The organism is Pseudomonas violetae, assembly GCF_023072615.1.
GTDB classification, from domain to species: Bacteria; Pseudomonadota; Gammaproteobacteria; order Pseudomonadales; family Pseudomonadaceae; genus Aquipseudomonas; species Aquipseudomonas violetae.
Map to the genome: position 1 here is coordinate 58,569 of NZ_JAKNRW010000011.1, position 19,650 is coordinate 78,218.

The 19,650-nt window shown below is 61.0% G+C and carries 15 protein-coding genes and 2 pseudogenes; 9 read left to right on the forward strand and 8 right to left on the reverse strand.

Features of this window, described 5'->3' with window-relative positions; all coding sequences use genetic code 11:
- Positions 1–71 precede the first annotated feature (71 nt).
- The 8 genes and pseudogenes from L9059_RS30975 to gap all read right to left on the reverse strand — a co-directional run.
- Positions 72–1,352, reverse strand: a pseudogene (locus tag L9059_RS30975) (methyl-accepting chemotaxis protein); the annotation flags it as partial.
- A gap of 267 nt (positions 1,353–1,619) precedes the next feature.
- Positions 1,620–2,027, reverse strand: a complete 408-nt coding sequence (locus L9059_RS15275) for a YbaN family protein (RefSeq protein WP_428480272.1) — start codon at positions 2,025–2,027, stop codon at positions 1,620–1,622.
- A gap of 149 nt (positions 2,028–2,176) precedes the next feature.
- On the reverse strand, positions 2,177–2,779 hold the full coding sequence (locus tag L9059_RS15280) for a biliverdin-producing heme oxygenase (protein WP_247291841.1): 603 nt from the start codon (positions 2,777–2,779) through the stop codon (positions 2,177–2,179).
- 114 nt (positions 2,780–2,893) lie between these two features.
- Positions 2,894–5,461 (reverse strand): TonB-dependent receptor, encoded by a 2,568-nt coding sequence (locus L9059_RS15285; protein WP_247291842.1) that lies wholly within the window; start codon positions 5,459–5,461, stop codon positions 2,894–2,896.
- 122 nt (positions 5,462–5,583) lie between these two features.
- A complete protein-coding gene (locus tag L9059_RS15290; protein WP_247291843.1) occupies positions 5,584–6,546 on the reverse strand; it encodes a FecR domain-containing protein in 963 nt (320 codons plus the stop codon).
- Between the two features lie 82 nt (positions 6,547–6,628).
- Entirely contained in the window at positions 6,629–7,147 is a 519-nt protein-coding gene (locus L9059_RS15295; RefSeq protein ID WP_247291844.1) for an RNA polymerase sigma factor, read from the reverse strand.
- A gap of 147 nt (positions 7,148–7,294) precedes the next feature.
- Positions 7,295–7,378, reverse strand: a pseudogene (locus L9059_RS15300) (outer membrane lipoprotein carrier protein LolA); the annotation flags it as partial.
- Between the two features lie 34 nt (positions 7,379–7,412).
- Entirely contained in the window at positions 7,413–8,414 is a 1,002-nt protein-coding gene (gene gap / locus L9059_RS15305; protein WP_247291845.1) for a type I glyceraldehyde-3-phosphate dehydrogenase, read from the reverse strand.
- A 220-nt stretch (positions 8,415–8,634) separates the two neighbouring features.
- On the opposite strand from gap, the gene edd reads away from it, so the two are divergent.
- The 9 genes from edd (at position 8,635) to L9059_RS15350 (ending at position 19,650) form a co-directional block, all read left to right on the forward strand.
- Entirely contained in the window at positions 8,635–10,461 is a 1,827-nt protein-coding gene (edd, locus tag L9059_RS15310) for a phosphogluconate dehydratase (protein WP_247291846.1), read from the forward strand.
- Positions 10,458–11,408 (forward strand): glucokinase, encoded by a 951-nt coding sequence (locus tag L9059_RS15315; protein WP_247291847.1) that lies wholly within the window; start codon positions 10,458–10,460, stop codon positions 11,406–11,408. The genes edd and L9059_RS15315 overlap by 4 nt, the downstream gene beginning before the upstream one ends.
- 177 nt (positions 11,409–11,585) lie before the next feature.
- On the forward strand, positions 11,586–12,317 hold the full coding sequence (locus L9059_RS15320) for a response regulator (protein ID WP_101208023.1): 732 nt from the start codon (positions 11,586–11,588) through the stop codon (positions 12,315–12,317).
- Positions 12,307–13,776: an ATP-binding protein gene (locus L9059_RS15325; protein WP_247291848.1), complete on the forward strand. Its 1,470-nt coding sequence runs from the start codon at positions 12,307–12,309 to the stop codon at positions 13,774–13,776. Before L9059_RS15320 ends, L9059_RS15325 begins: the two co-directional genes overlap by 11 nt.
- 123 nt (positions 13,777–13,899) lie before the next feature.
- Positions 13,900–15,159: a D-mannose isomerase gene (locus tag L9059_RS15330; protein ID WP_247291849.1), complete on the forward strand. Its 1,260-nt coding sequence runs from the start codon at positions 13,900–13,902 to the stop codon at positions 15,157–15,159.
- A 116-nt stretch (positions 15,160–15,275) separates the two neighbouring features.
- Entirely contained in the window at positions 15,276–16,574 is a 1,299-nt protein-coding gene (locus tag L9059_RS15335; RefSeq protein ID WP_247291850.1) for an ABC transporter substrate-binding protein, read from the forward strand.
- Positions 16,575–16,739: 165 nt separating this feature from the next.
- A complete protein-coding gene (locus L9059_RS15340; RefSeq protein ID WP_045059712.1) occupies positions 16,740–17,648 on the forward strand; it encodes a carbohydrate ABC transporter permease in 909 nt (302 codons plus the stop codon).
- Complete coding sequence (locus L9059_RS15345) at positions 17,641–18,486, forward strand: carbohydrate ABC transporter permease (protein ID WP_247291851.1); 846 nt, start codon at positions 17,641–17,643, stop codon at positions 18,484–18,486. The genes L9059_RS15340 and L9059_RS15345 overlap by 8 nt, the downstream gene beginning before the upstream one ends.
- A 3-nt stretch (positions 18,487–18,489) precedes the next feature.
- Entirely contained in the window at positions 18,490–19,650 is a 1,161-nt protein-coding gene (locus L9059_RS15350) for an ABC transporter ATP-binding protein (protein WP_247291852.1), read from the forward strand.

A 19,650-nucleotide genomic window follows, 5' to 3' on the forward strand; every position in this document is an offset into this window, starting at 1 on the left:
GACTGGTCGGCCGTGCCGCGGGCGTCCGTAATGCTCTGTTTGATCTGCGCGATGGTTGGCTGCAGCTTGTCGAGGAAGCGGTTGAACCAACTGACCAGTTCACCCAGTTCGTCTTTCTTGCCGTAGTGCAGGCGCTGGGTCAGGTCGCCGTCGCCGCTGGCAATGGCTTTGAGCATCTGGGCAACGCTGTTGATCGGCCGGGTCACGCCCGAGGCGGTGAGCCATATCAGCAGCAGGCCGACCAGGCCAGCCGCAACGGCGACTAGCACGGCTTTGATGGTGCCGCTTTGGTGGGCGTCATCAAGTACGGCTTGCAGCTTGGCCGAGTCAGCCAGCAACACCTGCTTCGGCAGGTCGATCACCACACCCCAGGCCTTGGAATCGCCAATCGGGCTGACCGGATACACGGCGCGAATCAGTTCGCCCTGTTCGAGAATTTTCGGTGTGCCAGCGCTGAGCAACTGCAGCACTTCCTTGGCATCCGTGCCCAGGGTGTCGGCGATGCTTTTGCCGACCTTGCTGGCGTCGACGCTGTAGCCGGCGAGCACGCCACTGCCGGATACAATCAGCATGTGCCCGGCGCTATTGAACAGGTCGCGCTGGGATTCGACCGCGGCCGCTTGCAGGGCGTCGAGGGCGATGTCCACACCGACGACCCCGATGGATTTGCCATCCACCAACAGCGGTACGGAAATGGTGGTCATCAGCATTTCCTTGCCGCCGACGGTGTCGGCATACGGGTCCAGCAGGCAGGTGCGCTTACTGTCACGAGGGCAGGTGTACCAGCTGTTATAGGGCGTGCCGTTGATGTTGAGGGTGGTCTTGGTCATGTCATCTTCGACCATGATCGTGTTGACCCCGGTACCACCGGCACGGCTCCAGTAACTGGCAAAGCGCCCGGCTTCGTTGGACTGGCGCGCCGCGTCGTTGGCGAATTCGCTGTCCTTGCCGTCCAGGCTGTTGGGTTCGAATGCCAGCCAGATCCCCAGCACTTTGCTGTTGCGCTCGAAGGCGGTTTGCAGGCTCCGGTTCAACTCCTCACGCACAGCGCCCGCTTCCAGCGAGCGCTTGGCCGCCATGTTGCGCAGGTCCTTGATCTGATCCGCCAGGGACGTGACCACCGTCAGGCTTTCGCCGAAGGTTTTCTGCACCCGCACGGCTTGCTCGGCGGCCTTGGCTTGCAGCAGATCCTGCACGCTGTCGTTGAGCATTCTGCTGCTGGAGGCGCTGACCAATTTATCGTTCTGGTTGGTCTGGTAGATATTCATGCCCACGATCAGGGCAATCACGCCCAGCAGGCACAGGCCGGACAGCAGCACGATTTTCAGGCGGATGGAGAGAGAGTCGAACATAAGGCGAACTCGCAAATGAATGGGGTGTTGGCTGTGGGTCGGGATCGACCGGGTTCGCCAAGTCCATTCAGCGCCATGGGAAAGGCATCGGCGCGGGGGAGGTTTGCATGAGTAAAAATCGATGAACGGTCGGCGCAAGCGTTTGCGGGGGATATTCGGTGTTTGGGAGATCGCTATCGCGAGCAGGCTCGCTCCCACATTAAGCCCAATAATTCTGGAGCTCACCTGTGGGAGCCAGCCTGCTGGCGATGCAGGCAACCCGGTCTGTCAGGAAGCGTGCGCCAGGGTCTCGGGCCTCGACCAGATCCACAGGTTGCCCAAGCTCATTCCGGCAATGGCCAGGTAGATCGGCCAGCCGTGATCGAGCATCACCAGCATCAACCCGGCGCACAGCAGCATGCTCACGGTGGCGCTGACTTTGGCACGACGGGATATGATTTTGCCGTTGCGCCAGTTGCTCAGTATCGGACCGATCAGGCGATGGTTTTCCAGCCAGGCGCTGAGCCGTGGGGAACTTCGGGTGGCGGCCCAGGCCGCGAGCAGGATGAATTCGGTGGTTGGCAGGCCAGGCACGACAATGGCGACCAGGCCTATGCCCAGGCTGAGGTAGGCCAGCAGGCCGAAAAGGAAACGCACGAGTCTGGAAGATGAGGGCATAGGCTCAAGGTAACGCATGTGGGGCGTGATGTTTCCTTGTAGGAGCGAGCTTGCTCGCGAGAAACTCGAGAGCGCTGCGGGGTGTCAGGCTTCCCGCGTCATCGTTAACGACCATCGCAGGCAAGCCAGCTCCCACAGGAAAGTGCGTCCAACAGAGGATCGGATGATCAGGCGAATTCCGCGGCGTACGCCTGTTCCAGCAGCACGGTGAAGCGGTTAAAGGCATCGATCGCACCTTTATCCAGTTCCGCTTCTTCCTGCGCACTCAACTCCAGCCCATCAAGTGTCTTCACGAAGCGCTTCCAGCCTTCAGCCCGGCCCCCGGCGGGTTCAGCGAGGTGGCGCGCACCAAAGGTCTCACTCAGTCCCAGGCCCACCGCACGCTTGATCAGAAACGCCGCACCCAGCTTCGAACCTTCGGACACAAACAGCCAGCCCAGGGCCTCGGCCTTGGTCGGATGGATCACCGCGCCTGCCACCGGTGCCGGTACCTCGGTGTCCATGTCAGCCAGGTCAGCCTTGGCCGCTTCAGCCCGGCAACGATCCGGCAGATCGGGAATGATGGTGCTCAGTTCGGCATCGTTATACAGCGCCACCAGTTCCGACTGGAACAGGTACTGCGCGATGACGAAGCGGGCGAAATTGGCCTGGGTCTCGAACGGTGCGTGGGCTTTGACCAGTGCGTCGAGTTTGGTGTGGGGTTCGTGGGTGATCTGGTTTAAGCGTTGTGAACGCAGAGCGGGGCGTTGAGCAGTGTCCTGGTGGGTCATGACAAATCCTTGGGAGAAATGGGCGCCTGGTAACGAGACGAACGAACAGGCGCCGGACAGTAAAAAAACCTGATTGCGCGGGGGAAAAGCCGTCGCGCAATCAGGCTCGCTGGATCAGATATCCCAGACCAGATTGACCGAGAAATTGCGCCCCGGCTGGGTCAGGCGGTCGAGGTTGGCCGGTTGGGTCACCGAGGCTTCGCCCACGTTGTCGTAGCCGCGCACGTCATCCCACTGCCAGTATTTCTTGTTGGTCAGGTTGTACAGGCCGGCGTTGACGGTCACGTCGTCAGTCACCTTGTAGAACCCAGCGAGGTCGAGCACGCCATAACCCGGGGTCTTGAATTGGGTGCTGGTGCCGTCAGGGGTGTTGAACATGGTGCTGTCGACCCGGTCTTTGCGCTTGACCAGGGTCCAGCTGAGCAACGCGCCGTACTTGTCCTGGTCATAACCGAGGCCGAACACGCCGGTCAGCGGGTTGATGCTGTTCAGCGGTTCGCCGCTGTCATCGTTGCGCCCGTACAGATAAGTCAGCGAACCCTGGGTATAGAGGCCGCCTGGTGCGCCGAATGTGTCGAGGTTCAGGCGACCCTTGAGCTCCACGCCCTTGATGGTGGCGTGCTTGATGTTGTTGCTCTGGAAGGTGAGTTCGTCGTAGCCCGGGGTAATGGCGTTCTCGTTAATGAAGTCGCGGTACTTGTTGTAGAACACCGCGACGTCAAAGTTGCCGGCTTCAAATTGGCCACGCAGGCCGGTTTCATAGCTCTTGCTCTTTTCCGGTTCGAGGTCGGGGTTGGGCGCCACCTGATAACCGCCAGAGGTGTTTTCGAAGCGGCCATACAGGGCCTTGGCACTGGGCGTGCGGAAACCTTCGGCGTACTGGCCGTACCAGGTGTAGTGATCGTTGAACTGGTACGTGGTGCCGAACTTCGGCGACAGGCGATGCCAGTTCTTGGTGCTGTCATTCACCTCGCCATTGCCGCTTTGGTCGGCAGTGGCCAGGAACTTGTCGGTCAGGTGCGGCTTGAGCTGGGTGTAGTCGTAGCGCAGGCCGGGCGCGAAGGTCCAGTTGTTCCAACTGATCTGGTCCTGGGCAAACAGGCTATAGGTGTTGATGGTCGGGTCGGGGAAGTCGCTGGCCGGGGTCAGGGTGTCGGCGGCGCTCGGTGCGCCGATCACCCGGCAGGCGCCGGCCACGGTCAGGCAGGTGCCGTCACCGGTGCGCAGGCCGGTCACCTTGTCCTGCTTGAGGGTGGTGCCGTAGGTGACGAGGTGGTCGGTCTTGGCGATGGCAAACGCCTTGTCGGCCTGGGCATCGAACACCCACTGGCGATCCTTGTAGGTGGTATCGCGGTTACGCAGTACCGTGCGTCCTGGCGGCGCGTAGATTTCCTGGGTGCTCTGGTCGGTCTTGGCGATCTGGTAGTTCAGTGTCCACTTGATGTCGTCGGCCAGAATACTGTCGAGGCCGAAGCGGTTATCGAGGCCAAAACGCTCGCGGGTAATGGTTTCGTTGCCGCGACGCGCCTTGTAGAAACCAAAGCCGCGCCCCGCGTTGAACGGTCCGCCCACGGCACTCAGCTGGTGGGTGTCACGGTCGTCCTTGTAGTGCTCGTAAGTCAGGCCCAAGCGCCCGTCCTCGGCGTAGTCCCAACCCAGCTTGGCGAGGATGTTGGTGGTGCGCACGTCTTCCGGGTTGGCTTCGGTGCGATTGAGGCCGGTACCGCCGGTTTCGCCATAGGACTCGGTTTCATGGCCGTTGCGCTGGCTCAGGTGCAGCAGGCCATCGACGTCGCCGGTGCGCCCGGCGACGGTACCGGAAGTCAGCCAGCTTTCGTCGGCTGAGCTGTAGCCGGTCTTCAGGCGAGCGCCGACATCCTGGCCGGGTTTGATGATGTCGTCCGGGTCCAGGGTGTAGTAGCTGACTGCGCCACCGATCGCGTTGCTGCCGTACAGCACCGAGGCCGGGCCGCGGAGGATTTCCACGCGCTTGACGATTTCCGGGTCGACGTAGTTGCGGTTGGTCTGGGCGTAGGGGCCGTTGAAGAAGCCGTCGGGCACCTGCACGCCATCGACTTGGGTCAGCACCCGGTCACCATCGATGCCGCGGATGTTGTAGCCGGTGATACCGGAGCGCTGCCCCGTGCCACCCACGGAAACGCCCGGCTCGTAGCGCACCAAATCCTTGATCGAGTTGACGTTGTTGCGGTCGAGTTCGTCGCGGGTGTGCACCGTGACCGTGCTCGGTACACTGCTCACGTCCTGTTCCTGGCGGGTCGCACTGATGGTTACCTGCTGCAGGTTCAGCGCGCCGCTGTTGCTGCGCAGCTCCAGAACGATGTTGTTGTGGCCCAGTTTGCGATAGCTCAGGTTGGTCCCCACCAACAGGCGATCGAGGGCAGTTTCCGGCGCCAAGGATCCGCGCACGCCGGGCGACGCCACCCCTTGCGCCAGTTCGGCGGAGAACCCGACCTGCCAGCCCGTCACAGCGGTGAACGCGTTCAGCGCCGACACCAGCGATTGCTGGGGAATGGCAAACGAGTAGTCACCCATGTTGCGGCTCTGTTGAGCGTCGGCGGTGGCGGCCAGCAGTGGCGCACTGCCGGCCATCAGAATGGCGGCGGTCAGCAGCGACAACACGCGCGAAGGGGTAGAGGACTGGCGAGTAAGGCGAGAGGACATCGATAGCGCTCCGTGTCGCACGAATCTTTATAGGTGCTGATTAGCATTTGTATATGCGAATCAATTGCATTGGCTATAACGAGACGAACGAGCTTTGCCTATCGAGTAAAAATAATTCTTATTTAGTTCAAGATCACCAGCGCCGGGAATTCCCTGAGCTGCGCCGAGGTGATGTGGGCCAGCGAGCGCACCACGTCCAAAGGCTGGTCGAGGCGATAATTGCCGGTCACGTTAATGTCCGACAACTGCTCATTGTTGTTGATGATCCAGCCCGGATAGTAGCGACGCAGTTCCGTCAGTACCTGGCTCAAGGGGCAGTTCTCGAAGACCAGGCGGCCCTGGACCCAGGCCAGGTCGGTGGCGTCAAGCTTGGCCGGGCGATCAAAACCGTTGGGGCCAATGCTAATGCTTTCCCCGGCCGACAGGCGCACCCGCGCATCGTCGCGGGTCGCGCGCAAGTCGACATCCCCGCGCTGCACTCGAACCTGTGCCACGCCGTCCAGGTAACGCACGGCAAAGGCGGTATCGCGCACGCTGGCCTTGACCGGTCCGGCATCGATTTCCAGCGGCTGGGCGCGGTTGCCGGCCACTTCAAAAAACGCTTCGCCCTGATACAGGCGGGCAATGCGCTGCTGATCATCGATGGTGCTGGAAAAAGCCGAATTGGTATTGAGCAGGACTTTTGAACCGTCCTCCAGTTGCAGGCGCTGGCGCTCGCCGACCACGGTCAGGTGATCGGCCTGCAGGCGCATGGGCAGATTACTGAAACTGAACAAGCCGAGGATCAGCACGGCAGCGGTCGCCAGGGGTTTGCAGTGCGGACGCAGGTGCGAAAGCACCGTTACTTTTGGCGGCCGAGCGGCCAGGGTCTGCGCGCTCAGCATCACTTGCGGGCCGTCCCAGATCGTCTGGGCCTTGGCGAACGCCTGGGCATGCAGAGGGTCGGCAGCGAGCCAGGCATTGAACGCCTGGGTCTGTTCCGCGCTCGGACTGCCCAGCACAATCAGCCAGTCCAGGGCCTGGTCCATCGCGGTGGCGCGGTCCTGGGCCGGGGAGGGCGGAGGCGGGCGGCGAGTGTGCGTCACGGTGTTTCCTCGGCAGTGTCTGTGCACTGCTGTTTTTGTAGTGGAGCGTGAAAAGACGCAAGGGTAGCAAAGCCCCGCGATCTCAGTCGCCGTTCAGACGTTCGGCAACTCCGATGCAGATCGCCATGATCAGCTTCAGTTCCTTTTGCACGGTGCTCAGCGAGACGTCCAGTTGTTCGGCGATCCTCAGGTAACTGTGGCCGTGCAGGCGACTGAGGATGAAAATTTTCTGTTGGCGCGAACTGAGTTGATTGAGACTTACGTTCAAGCGCTCCAGCAATTGTTCGGCATGGGCGGCATCCTCGGCGCTACTGACCGGCGCGGCGACACTTTCGACCACCTGCGGCGGCACGTCATCGACCAGGGTGCGCGACTGAATACGGCGCGCGCGCAGATGGTCCAGCGCCAGGTTGCGGGCGGTCTGGAACACAAAGGGTTCAAGGTGATCGATGGCCCGCTCACTGAGCGCGCGGGTCACCCGCAGGTAGGTCTCCTGCAGGAGGTCTTCGGCGGTGCTGTGATTGTTGACCATCCGCTCCAGCGTGCGCAGCAGGGAAACCCGCTGGGCGATGAAGACGTGATTGAAGCGCGATTGACTCACGGGAGGACCTGATCCATTTTGATCGAATGATAATGCTTATCATCTACTCTAATGGTCAAGCGCTTAATCGTGAAAATCCGCGCAGGCCCCCCGCGTCATCGTTGACGTCCATCGCGAGCGAGCTCGCTCCTACAAAGGGGGGGCAGACCATACTGTAGGAGCGAGCTTGCTCGCGAAAAACCTGAGGGCGCCGTAGGGAGTCAGGCCCGCCGCGTGATCGTTGACGTCCATCGCGAGCGAGCTCGCTCCTACAAGTGGAGTGTGTTTATTCGGCGTTACACAGCGCCAGGCAGTTATCCAGCATACGGTTGGAGAAGCCCCACTCATTGTCGTACCAGGCCAACACCTTCAGCAGCTTGCCACTGGATTTGGTGTGGTTGGCGTCAAAGATCGACGACAGCGGGTTGTGATTGAAGTCACTGGAGACCAGCGGCAGTGTGTTGTAGCCAAGGATCTTCGAGTGCTGGCTGGCTTCCTTGAGCAGTGCGTTCACTTCATCAGCCGACGCTTCGCGTTTCAACTGCACGGTCAGGTCCACCAGCGACACATTGATCACCGGCACCCGTACCGCCATGCCCGTCAGTTTGCCCGCCAGTTCCGGCAGCACCAGCCCGACTGCTTCAGCTGCACCGGTCTTGCTCGGGATCATGTTCTGGGTCGCCGAGCGGGCGCGGTACGGGTCGGTGTGGTAGACGTCGGTCAGGTTCTGGTCGTTGGTGTAGGCGTGAATCGTGGTCATCAGGCCGCTTTCAATACCCAATTCACGGTGCAGTACCTGGGCTACGGGGGCCAGGCAGTTGGTGGTGCAGGAGGCATTGGAAATGATCTGGTGCGATTGGCGCAGGATGTCGTGGTTAACGCCATACACCACGGTGGCGTCGGCGCCTTTGGCCGGGGCCGAAATGATGACTTTGCGCGCACCGGCAGTAATATGCGCAGCGGCCTTGGCCCGGTCGGTGAACAGCCCGGTGCATTCGAACACCACGTCGATTTTTTCCTCAGCCCAGGGCAGGTCTGCCGGGTTGCGAATGGCGCTGACGGCGATGCGGTCGCCGTTGACGGTCAGGCTTTCCTGATCATGCTGGACATCGGCGTCGAAAGTGCCGTGAACGGTGTCGTACTTGAGCAGATGAGCGTTCATCGAACTGTCGCCCAAGTCATTGATGGCAACGATCTGAAGATCCTGGCGATAGCCTTGGGTATACAGTGCGCGCAGGACGTTGCGGCCGATACGGCCAAAACCATTGATTGCAATTCGAAGAGTCATTTAACTGGGCCGCCGTCGTTTTGTTGTTGGAATTACAAGATTATTCGCATAAAAATAGAAAACAAGCCTTTTTAATGGCAATATTTTGTTCAATCTACAACGAGTGACCTGAATCAACTGGTCCGACCGAGCAAGAAAACCGTCTGTCATCCCGATCACAGCGGTGCTTGTTCAGCATAGACAATCAGGTCGCCACATCCGTTAGCCTGGAGTTCTACACATGCATCCCCGCGTCCTTGAGGTCACCGAACGGCTTATCGCCCGCAGCCGCGCCACCCGCGAGGCTTACCTTGCGCTCATTCGCGGTGCCGCCAGCGACGGTCCGATGCGCGGCAAGCTGCAGTGCGCCAACTTCGCCCATGGCGTGGCCGGTTGCGGCACTGAAGACAAGCACAGCCTGCGGATGATGAATTCCGCCAACATCGCAATTGTTTCGTCATATAACGACATGCTCTCGGCGCATCAGCCGTATGAAGTCTTTCCTGAGCAGATCAAGAAGGCGTTGCGCGAGATTGGTTCGGTCGGCCAGTTCGCCGGCGGAACTCCGGCCATGTGCGATGGCGTGACGCAGGGCGAGCCCGGCATGGAACTGAGTCTGCCGAGCCGCGAAGTCATCGCGCTATCGGCCGCCGTGGCCCTGTCCCACAACATGTTCGACGGCGCATTGATGCTGGGCATCTGTGACAAGATTGTGCCGGGCCTGATGATGGGCGCACTTCGCTTCGGGCATCTGCCGACGATCTTTGTCCCCGGCGGGCCGATGGTTTCGGGTATTTCCAACAAACAGAAAGCCGATGTGCGTCAGCGCTACGCCGAAGGCAAGGCCAGCCGCGAAGAGCTGCTGGAATCGGAAATGAAGTCCTACCACAGCCCGGGTACGTGCACCTTCTACGGCACCGCCAATACCAACCAGTTGTTGATGGAAGTGATGGGCCTGCACTTGCCGGGCGCCTCCTTCGTCAACCCGAACACGCCGTTGCGCGACGCCTTGACCCGCGAAGCGGCACATCAGGTCACCCGCCTGACCAAGCAGAACGGCAACTTCATGCCCATCGGGGAAATCGTCGACGAGCGTTCGCTGGTCAACTCGATCGTGGCGCTGCATGCCACTGGCGGCTCGACCAACCACACCTTGCACATGCCGGCCATCGCAATGGCAGCGGGTATTCAATTGACCTGGCAGGACATGGCCGACCTCTCCGAGGTGGTCCCGACCTTGAGCCACGTGTACCCGAACGGCAAAGCCGACATCAACCACTTCCAGGCGGCGGGCGGCATGTCGTTCCTGATCCGCGAACTGCTGGCGGCCGGGTTGCTGCATGAAAACGTCAATACCGTGCTGGGTCACGGCCTGAGTCGCTACACCTTGGAGCCGTTCCTGGATAACGGCGAACTGGTGTGGCGCGAAGGCCCGACCGAAAGTCTCGACGAGAGCATCCTGCGTCCGGTGGCCCGAGCGTTTTCCCCTGAGGGCGGCCTGCGGGTGATGGAAGGCAACCTTGGCCGCGGCGTGATGAAAGTCTCGGCAGTGGCTCTGGAAAATCAGATAGTCGAAGCGCCGGCGATGGTGTTCCAGGACCAGCAGGATCTGGCCGATGCGTTCAAGGCCGGGCTGCTGGAGAAGGATTTTGTCGCCGTCATGCGCTTCCAGGGCCCGCGTTCCAATGGCATGCCGGAACTGCACAAGATGACGCCATTCCTGGGCGTGCTGCAGGATCGCGGCTTCAAAGTGGCGCTAGTGACGGACGGGCGCATGTCCGGTGCATCGGGGAAAATCCCGGCGGCGATCCATATCAGTCCTGAAGCATACGTAGGCGGCGCTTTGGCACGGGTGCAAGAGGGCGATATCATCCGCGTCGATGGCGTTAAAGGCACCCTGGAGCTTAAGGTGGACGCCGACGAATTCGCAGCGCGCGAACCTGCCAAGGGCCTGTTGGGCAATAACATCGGCAGTGGCCGCGAACTGTTTGGTTTCATGCGCATGGCCTTCAGCTCGGCGGAGCAGGGCGCCAGCGCCTTCACTTCTGCCCTGGAGACGCTTAATTGAAACTGGCTTTGGTCGGTGACATCGGTGGGACCAACGCACGGTTTGCGTTGTGGAAAGACCAGCAGCTGGAAGCCATCCAGGTGCTGGCGACGGCCGATCACGCCAGTCCGGAAGAGGCGATTGCCTTGTACCTTGGCGGGCTCGGCCTGGCGCCGGGCGCCATCGGCTCGGTGTGCCTGTCGGTAGCCGGCCCGGTGAGCGGCGACGAATTCAAGTTCACCAACAATCACTGGCGGCTCAGTCGCAAGGCGTTCTGCCAGGTGCTACAGGTGGATCAACTGCTGCTGGTCAACGATTTCTCGGCCATGGCGCTGGGCATGACCCGGTTGCAGCCGGACGAGTTTCGGGTGGTGTGCGCAGGCACGCCGGAACCGTTGCGTCCGGCGGTGGTGATCGGTCCGGGCACCGGTCTGGGTGTCGGCACCTTGCTGGACCTGGGCGCCGGGCGTTTTGCCGCCATGCCCGGGGAGGGCGGGCACGTCGACCTGCCCCTGAGCAGCCTGCGGGAAACCCAGCTGTGGCAGCACATTTTCAATGAGATCGGGCATGTCAGCGCCGAGACGGCGTTGAGTGGCGGGGGCTTGCCGCGGGTGTACCGGGCGATTTGTGCGGTGGATGGGCATGAAGCGGTGCTCGATACCCCGGAGTCGATTACCGCCGCCGGATTGGCGGGCGACCTGGTTGCCCTGGAAGTGCTGGAGCAGTTTTGCTGTTGGCTCGGCCGTGTGGCGGGCAATAACGTGCTCACCACTGGCGCACGGGGCGGCGTGTACATCGTGGGTGGGGTTATTCCGCGGTTCGCCGATTTCTTCATTGAAAGCGGGTTTGCCCGGTGCTTTGCCGACAAGGGGTGCATGAGCGATTACTTCAAGGGCATTCCGGTGTGGCTGGTGACGGCGCCGTATTCCGGGTTGATGGGTGCGGGTGTGGCGCTCGACCAAGCCTGAAACCGCGTCGCCTTCATCGCGGGCAAGCCACGCTCCCACAGGATTACCTACATCTTAGAATGTGCGCATCATCTTGTGGGAGCGGGTTTGCCCGCGATGAAGGCCTGAACAGGTAACAAATTTCCAAGGTTCATCAGGCATAATCCGCCCCAACTCAAACAACAAGGACGCCGCCCCGTGAGCTCAGTCAACAAGTCGATTTTGCTGGTCGATGACGATCAGGAGATACGCGAGTTGCTGGATACCTACCTGACCCGCGCGGGTTTTCAGGTGCGTACCACACCGGACGGCGCCGGCTTCCGGCAGGCCATGAACGAAGCGCCGAGCGATCTGGTGATCCTCGACGTGATGCTGCCGGACGAAGACGGCTTCAGCCTGTGCCGCTGGATTCGCCAGCATCCACGGCAGGCCCAGGTACCGATCATCATGCTCACCGCCAGCTCCGATGAAGCCGACCGCGTCATCGGCCTGGAGCTCGGCGCCGACGACTACCTTGGCAAACCCTTCAGTCCTCGGGAACTGCAAGCGCGTATCAAGGCGCTGTTGCGGCGCGCGCAGTTTGGTCAGGAGCGCAGCGGCAGTGAAGTGCTGGCCTTCGATGACTGGCGCTTGGACATGGTCAGCCATCGGCTGTTCCACACTGACGGCGAGGAAGTCATTCTTTCCGGCGCCGATTTCGCCTTGCTCAAGCTGTTCCTCGACCATCCCCAGGAAATCCTCGACCGCGACACCATCGGCAACGCCACCCGTGGCCGTGACCTGATGCCGCTGGATCGTATCGTCGACATGGCGGTCAGCCGCCTGCGTCAACGCCTGCGCGATACGGAAAAACCGCCACGGCTGATCCGCACCGTACGGGGCAGCGGCTATCAGTTGGCAGCCAATGTGGTTGCCAGCAATGGTCACTGAGTTCCTGCGCAAACTGGCTGCCAGGGTGCCGGTGCCGCGTTCGTTGCTGGGGCGGATGTTGCTGCTGACACTGTTGGCAGTGTTGTTTGCGCAGGCGTTGTCGAGCGTGATCTGGGTCTCGCAACTGCGTGCTACCCAGCTCGAAGGCCTGGTCACCAGTGCCCGCAGCCTCGCGCATTCGATGACCGCGAGCGTCAGTTACTTTCGCTCCTTACCCGTCGCATACAGGCCGCTGGTCCTCGACCAGTTGCGTAGCATGGGTGGCACCCGTTTTGTGGTGACGCTCAACGATAAACCCCTGGGTATGGAAGTGTTGCCGATCACCCCGCGCAAAGCGGCAGTGCTCAAGGCGGTGGACGAAGTGTTGCGCAAGTCCCTGGGGCAGGACGCGGATATTTCCGTGACCTTCGTCAGCCCCGAGGACCTGCGGATCTTCAACGGTGGCCTGAAGCTCGACGAGTTGCCACGCTCCTGGGCGCACTACGCGTTGACCCTGGAGCCGGTCAACCCACCGGTGCTGGTCACGCAGATCCAGATGGCGCCCGGCGAATGGTTGTACATTGCCTCGCTCCTGCCCGAGCCCTACACCAGCCTGGAAGAGCAAGGCCTGCCCGCGCAACAGGTGTGGTTCATCGTGCTCACCAGTGGGTTCCTGCTGTTGTTCATCGGCTTGCTGGTGCACTGGCAAAGCCGACCGCTCAAGCGCCTGGCGCGAGCCGCGCGGGACATGTCCCTGGGGGCCGAAGTAGAGCCAGTGGCTGAAGGCGGAGGCAGTGAAGTGGTCGAAGTGGGCCGCGCCTTCAACGCCATGCGCGAACGCATCAGCCGCTACCTGACAGAGCGCAGCCAGTTGTTCAGCGCCATTTCCCACGACCTGCGTACGCCGATTACCCGATTGCGCTTGCGCGTGGAGTTGCTTGAAGATGAACAGTTGCAAGCCAAGTTCGGCCGCGATCTGGATGAACTGGAACTGCTGGTCAAAGGTGCGCTGCAATGCGTCAAAGACACTGACATCCACGAGAACATCGATGCGGTGGACCTCAATCACGTGCTCGATTGCCTGGTGGAGCCGTACCTCGCGCCCAACGGAAACGGCCGGGTGACCCAGCAGGGCCGGGCCCTGGCGACCTATCCGGGTAAGCCACTGGCGCTCAAGCGGTGCATTGGCAACCTGATCGACAATGCATTGAAGTACGGGCAGAACGCGCACCTGCATATCGACGACGACGAAAGCGCGTTCATCCTGCACGTTGATGATGAAGGCCCAGGTGTGCCGGAGCAGCGGTTGGAGCAGGTGTTCGAACCGCACTTCAGGTTGGCCGGGCAGCAGCAGGGGTATGGTTTGGGGTTGGGCATTGCGCGCAATATTGCCCACAGTCATGGCGGAGAAGTCAGCCTGCAGAATCTGCGTGAAGGTGGATTGCGGGTGACCCTGCAGTTACCCCGTTCGGTTGATTGATGTCGCCACAGGTGATCAGTGTCAATGTCACAAACCGGTGACATAACCCGCCCCCTTCGTTACAAGCCCGCCACCCCCCGTTGTTTAGACTGTTTCCAGTCATAACAACAAAAAAGGCCGCCCATGCACACCTTCCAACCCGCCTTCAGCAGCTGGCTGAACGCCCCCGCGCATCAGCAATGGCTGGCCGCCGAAGGCTTGCGCCTGCTGGAATTCGCCAAGGCTTCCAGGCTCCCAGACGGCTTCGGCAACCTCGATGAAAAAGGCCGCCTCCCGGCCAACGCCCGTGCCGAAACCATGAACACCGCGCGCATGACCCACAGTTTCGCCATGGCTCATATCCAGGGTCTGCCGGGTTTTGCCGAGTGGGTGGATCACGGCGTCAAAGCCCTCGGCGGGCCTTTGCGCGATGCCGAACACGGTGGCTGGTTCGCCGTTGCCGAACACCGTGATGGCAACACCGGCAAGGCCGCGTACCTGCACGCCTTCGTTGCTTTGGCTGCGAGCTCCGCCGTAGTCGCGCAACGGCCTGGCGCGCAAGCCTTGCTCGCGGATGCCATAGATATCATCGACTCTCGTTTCTGGAGCGAGGAAGAGGGCGCCATGCGCGAATCCTTCAATCAAGACTGGAGTGAGGAAGAAAGTTATCGCGGCGCCAACAGCAACATGCACGCCACCGAAGCCTTCCTGGCTCTCGCCGATGTCGGCGCAGACAAACGCTGGCTCTGCCGCGCCCAGCGCATCGTCGAGCGGGTGATTCATGGGCATGCCGCCGCCAATGACTATCTGGTGGTCGAGCACTTTGACCGTGACTGGCAGCCCCTGCGCGAGTACAACCACGATAACCCGGCCGACGGTTTCCGCCCCTACGGCACTACGCCCGGCCACGGGTTCGAATGGTCGCGGCTGTTGCTGCACCTCGAAGCTGCGCGGGGTCAGGCCGGGATGCTCACGCCGGGCTGGTTGGTCACCGACGCGCAGAAACTCTTCGAGCACAACTGCCGTCACGGCTGGAATGTCGACGGTGCGCCGGGCATCGTCTACACCCTCGACTGGGACAACCGCGCGGTGGTACGGCATCGTCTGCACTGGACCCATTGCGAAGCCAGCGCCGCCGCCAGCGCATTGCTCAAGCGCACCGGCGATAGCCAATACGAAACCTGGTACCGGCTGTTCTGGGAGTTCTGTGACAGTCACTTCATCGACCGCGACGCGGGCAGCTGGCATCACGAACTGGACCCGCAAAACCGCGTGAGTGCCGATATCTGGGCTGGCAAACCCGACCTGTATCACGCCTGGCAAGCCGTCCTGATACCGCGCCTGCCGCTGGCGCCGAGCCTGGCCACTGCTCTGGGGCAGCTGTCCCAGGGCGTTCCTGTGTAACCATGCGGTGACATTCCAGCGTCCCTTCGTTACCTGCGCAGGGATAACTCCTGTTTAAAATCCATGCAGCGCAAGCACCAGACTTGCATGCATAACAACAAGAAAGGTACTTCCAGATGAATGCGATTTCTCGCCTCGCTACGCTCATTTCTCTCGCCTCCCTGTCTGCGCTTCCTCTCAGTGCTCTTGCCGCCGATGCCAAAGGTTCGGTGGAAGTGGTTCACTGGTGGACGTCGGGTGGTGAAAAAGCAGCGGTCGATGTACTCAAGGCTCAAGTTGAAAAAGACGGCTTCACCTGGAAAGACGGCGCTGTCGCCGGGGGGGGCGGTTCCACGGCCATGACCGTGTTGAAAAGCCGCGCCGTAGCCGGTAACCCGCCTGGCGTTGCCCAGATCAAGGGCCCGGACATCCAGGAGTGGGGCAGCACCGGCCTGCTCAGCACTGACACCCTGACCGACGTCGCCAAGGCGGAAAACTGGGATGGCCTGCTGTCGAAGAAAGTCTCCGACACCGTCAAGTATGAAGGTAACTACGTTGCCGTTCCGGTGAACATCCACCGCGTCAACTGGCTGTGGATCAACCCGGAAGTCTTCAAGAAAGCCGGGATCGACAAGGCCCCCACCACCCTCGAAGAATTCTACGCCGCCGGCGACAAGCTCAAGGCTGCCGGCTTCATCGCTCTGGCCCACGGCGGTCAGCCTTGGCAGGACAGCACTGTATTTGAAGACGTGGTGCTCTCCACCATGGGCGCCGAAGGCTACAAGAAAGCCCTGGTAGACCTGGACCAGAAAACCTTGTCTGGCGCTGAAATGACCAAGGCGTTCACCGAGCTGAAAAAGATCACTGGCTACATGGATCCGAACCGCGCCGGTCGTGACTGGAACATCGCTGCTGCCGACGTCATCAACGGCAAGGCCGGCATGCAGATGATGGGCGACTGGGCCAAGAGCGAATGGACTGCGGCGAAAAAAGTCGCCGGTAAGGACTATCAATGCGTGCCGTTCCCGGGCACCGAAAAAGCCTTCACCTACAACATCGATTCCCTGGCCGTGTTCAAGCTCAAGGCTGATCGCAAAGGCGACATCGCCGCTCAGCAAGACCTGGCGAAGGTCGCCCTGGGGACCGACTTCCAGAAAGTCTTCAGCATCAACAAGGGCTCGATCCCGGTGCGCACCGACATGCTCAACGACATGAGCGCACTGGGCTTCGATTCCTGCGCCCAGACCGCAGCCAAGGACTTCCTGGCTGACGAGAAGACCGGCGGCCTGCAACCGAGCATGGCGCACAACATGGCCACCTCCCTGGCCGTGCAGGGCGCGATTTTCGACGTGGTTACCAACTTCATGAACGACAAGAATGCTGACCCGGCCAAGGCCAGCGCCCAACTGGCATCGGCTGTCAAAGCGGCCCAGTAATCCCCGACGCTGAGTGACCCCTGTAGCAGCGAGCTTGCTCGCGATGGACTACCCGACACCGCGCTCATCCAGACAGAACTCGGTGTTCCTGATTCCATCGCGAGCAAGCTCGCTCCTACAGAGGATCGCACTTCGATCCTTTATATTTAAACCTGGATTATCCCGATGAGCTCTGTGGCGGTTTTCAGCAAAGCCTCACCGTTCGATGCGCTGCAACGCTGGTTACCCAAGTTGGTACTCGCGCCGAGCATGCTCATCGTGTTGGTTGGTTTCTACGGTTACATCATCTGGACATTCGTCCTGTCCTTCACCAATTCCAGCTTCATGCCGAGCTATAAATGGGTTGGCCTGCAGCAATACACCCGACTGCTGGACAACGACCGCTGGTGGGTCGCGAGCAAGAACCTCGCCCTGTTTGGCGGCATGTTCATCGGCATCAGCCTGGTGCTGGGAGTGTTTCTGGCGGTGTTGCTGGACCAGCGCATTCGCAAGGAAGGTTTCATCCGCACCGTCTACCTGTACCCGATGGCGCTGTCGATGATTGTCACCGGTACTGCCTGGAAGTGGCTGCTCAACCCAGGTCTGGGCCTGGACAAGATGCTGCGTGACTGGGGCTGGGAAGGCTTTCGTCTGGACTGGCTGGTGGATCAGGATCGCGTCGTCTATTGCCTGGTCATCGCTGCCGTATGGCAAGCCTCCGGGTTTGTCATGGCGATGTTCCTGGCCGGCCTGCGCGGTGTCGATCAATCGATTATCCGTGCCGCGCAAGTCGACGGTGCGAGCTTGCCTACCATCTACCTGAAGATCGTGTTGCCGAGCCTGCGCCCGGTGTTTTTCAGCGCCTTCATGATCCTCGCGCACATCGCAATCAAAAGCTTCGACTTGGTGGCGGCGATGACCGCTGGCGGCCCCGGCTACTCGTCCGACTTGCCGGCAATGTTCATGTATTCCTTCACCTTCAGCCGTGGCCAGATGGGCATTGGTTCGGCCAGCGCCATGATGATGCTTGGCGCGATCCTGGCGATTCTGGTGCCGTACCTGTACTCGGAACTGCGAGGCAAACGCCATGAGTAATCAACTGGGCAAATCGACGATCAGCTTCAGTCGCGTCGCCATCTACGCCACGCTGCTGCTGGCCGCCGCGGTCTACCTGATCCCGCTGGTGGTGATGCTGCTGACCAGCTTCAAAACTCCCGAGGACATCCGCACCGGCAACCTGCTGAGCTGGCCGACCGTGATCGATGGCATCGGCTGGCTCAAGGCCTGGGACAGTGTCGGCAGTTACTTCTGGAACTCGGTGAAAATCACCGTGCCCGCAGTGCTGATCTCCACCTTCATCGGCGCAATGAATGGCTACGTGCTGTCGATGTGGCGCTTCCGTGGCTCGCAACTGTTCTTCGGCCTGTTGCTGTTCGGCTGCTTCCTGCCGTTCCAGACCGTCCTGCTGCCAGCCTCGTTCACCCTCGGCAAGCTCGGCCTGGCCAACACCACCACCGGTCTGGTGCTGGTACACGTGGTGTACGGCCTGGCGTTCACCACGCTGTTCTTCCGCAACTACTACGTGAGCATTCCGGATGCGCTGGTCAAGGCAGCACGCCTGGATGGCGCGGGCTTCTTCACGATCTTCTGGAAGATCCTGCTGCCGATGTCGATCCCGATCGTGATGGTTTGCCTGATCTGGCAGTTCACGCAGATCTGGAATGACTTCCTGTTCGGTGTGGTGTTCGCCAGCGGTGATGCACAACCAATTACCGTGGCCCTGAATAACCTGGTCAACACCAGCACCGGGGCCAAGGAATACAACGTTGATATGGCCGCCGCGATGATCGCCGGGCTGCCGACACTGCTGGTCTACATATTCGCTGGCAAGTATTTCCTGCGTGGGCTGACGTCCGGCGCGGTCAAGGGGTAGAACATGGCAACTCTCGAATTACGCAACGTCAACAAAACCTATGGCGCCGGCTTGCCGGATACCCTGAAGAACATCGAGCTGAAGATCAATGACGGGGAGTTCCTGATCCTGGTCGGTCCGTCGGGCTGCGGTAAATCCACGCTGATGAACTGCATCGCCGGCCTGGAAAACATCAGCGGCGGCGCGATCCTGGTGGACGATGCCGACATCAGCGGCATGAGCCCCAAGGATCGTGACATCGCCATGGTGTTCCAGTCCTACGCGCTGTACCCCACCATGAGCGTGCGCGACAACATTGCCTTTGGCTTGAAGATTCGCAAAATGCCTACGGCCGAAATCGACGAAGAAGTCGCACGGGTCGCCAAGCTGCTGCAGATCGAACACCTGCTCAGCCGCAAACCCGGCCAGCTCTCCGGTGGTCAGCAACAGCGAGTGGCCATGGGCCGTGCCCTGGCACGGCGGCCGAAGATTTACCTGTTCGACGAACCGCTGTCCAACCTCGACGCCAAGCTGCGGGTCGAGATGCGCACCGAAATGAAATTGATGCACCAGCGCCTGAAAACTACCACCGTCTACGTGACCCACGACCAGATCGAAGCGATGACCCTGGGCGACAAAGTGGCGGTAATGAAGGATGGGATCATTCAGCAGTTCGGGACACCGAAAGACATCTACAACAACCCGGCCAACCTGTTCGTGGCGAGCTTTATCGGTTCGCCGCCAATGAACTTCATTCCCCTGCGTTTGCAGCGTAAGGAGGGTCGCCTGCTGGCTCTGCTCGACAGCGGCCAGGCCCGTTGCGAGTTACCGCTGGGCATGCAGGACGCAGGTCTTGAAGATCGTGAAGTGATTCTGGGCTTGCGTCCGGAACAGATCGTCCTGGCGGGCAACGAGCCGAGCGGGCTGCCGACCATTCGCGCCGAAGTGCAGGTTACCGAACCGACCGGTCCCGACACCCTGGTGTTCGTCAACCTCAACGACACCAAGGTCTGCTGCCGCCTGGCGCCGGACGTCGCGCCCAATGTCGGCGAGACCCTGACCCTGCAATTTGATCCGTCGAAGGTTTTGTTATTCGACGCCAGGACCGGCGAGCGCCTGGGCGTCGCCGGTGTTCCGAAGGCGGAGGCTCACAACGCCAACGTGACCCAGTTCAAAGGCCGCTGA

What these genes read in the sequence shown, in the direction of transcription:
- L9059_RS15275 (WP_428480272.1), bottom strand. Translation starts at nt 2,027, where the DNA reads ATGCGTTACCTTGAGCCTATGCCCTCATCTTCCAGACTCGTGCGTTTC.
- L9059_RS15285 (WP_247291842.1), bottom strand. Translation starts at nt 5,461, where the DNA reads ATGTCCTCTCGCCTTACTCGCCAGTCCTCTACCCCTTCGCGCGTGTTG.
- L9059_RS15345 (WP_247291851.1), top strand. Translation starts at nt 17,641, where the DNA reads ATGAGTAATCAACTGGGCAAATCGACGATCAGCTTCAGTCGCGTCGCC.
- L9059_RS15350 (WP_247291852.1), top strand. Translation starts at nt 18,490, where the DNA reads ATGGCAACTCTCGAATTACGCAACGTCAACAAAACCTATGGCGCCGGC.
- L9059_RS15340 (WP_045059712.1), top strand. Translation starts at nt 16,740, where the DNA reads ATGAGCTCTGTGGCGGTTTTCAGCAAAGCCTCACCGTTCGATGCGCTG.
- L9059_RS15330 (WP_247291849.1), top strand. Translation starts at nt 13,900, where the DNA reads ATGCACACCTTCCAACCCGCCTTCAGCAGCTGGCTGAACGCCCCCGCG.
- L9059_RS15325 (WP_247291848.1), top strand. Translation starts at nt 12,307, where the DNA reads ATGGTCACTGAGTTCCTGCGCAAACTGGCTGCCAGGGTGCCGGTGCCG.
- L9059_RS15335 (WP_247291850.1), top strand. Translation starts at nt 15,276, where the DNA reads ATGAATGCGATTTCTCGCCTCGCTACGCTCATTTCTCTCGCCTCCCTG.
- gap (WP_247291845.1), bottom strand. Translation starts at nt 8,414, where the DNA reads ATGACTCTTCGAATTGCAATCAATGGTTTTGGCCGTATCGGCCGCAAC.
- edd (WP_247291846.1), top strand. Translation starts at nt 8,635, where the DNA reads ATGCATCCCCGCGTCCTTGAGGTCACCGAACGGCTTATCGCCCGCAGC.
- L9059_RS15280 (WP_247291841.1), bottom strand. Translation starts at nt 2,779, where the DNA reads ATGACCCACCAGGACACTGCTCAACGCCCCGCTCTGCGTTCACAACGC.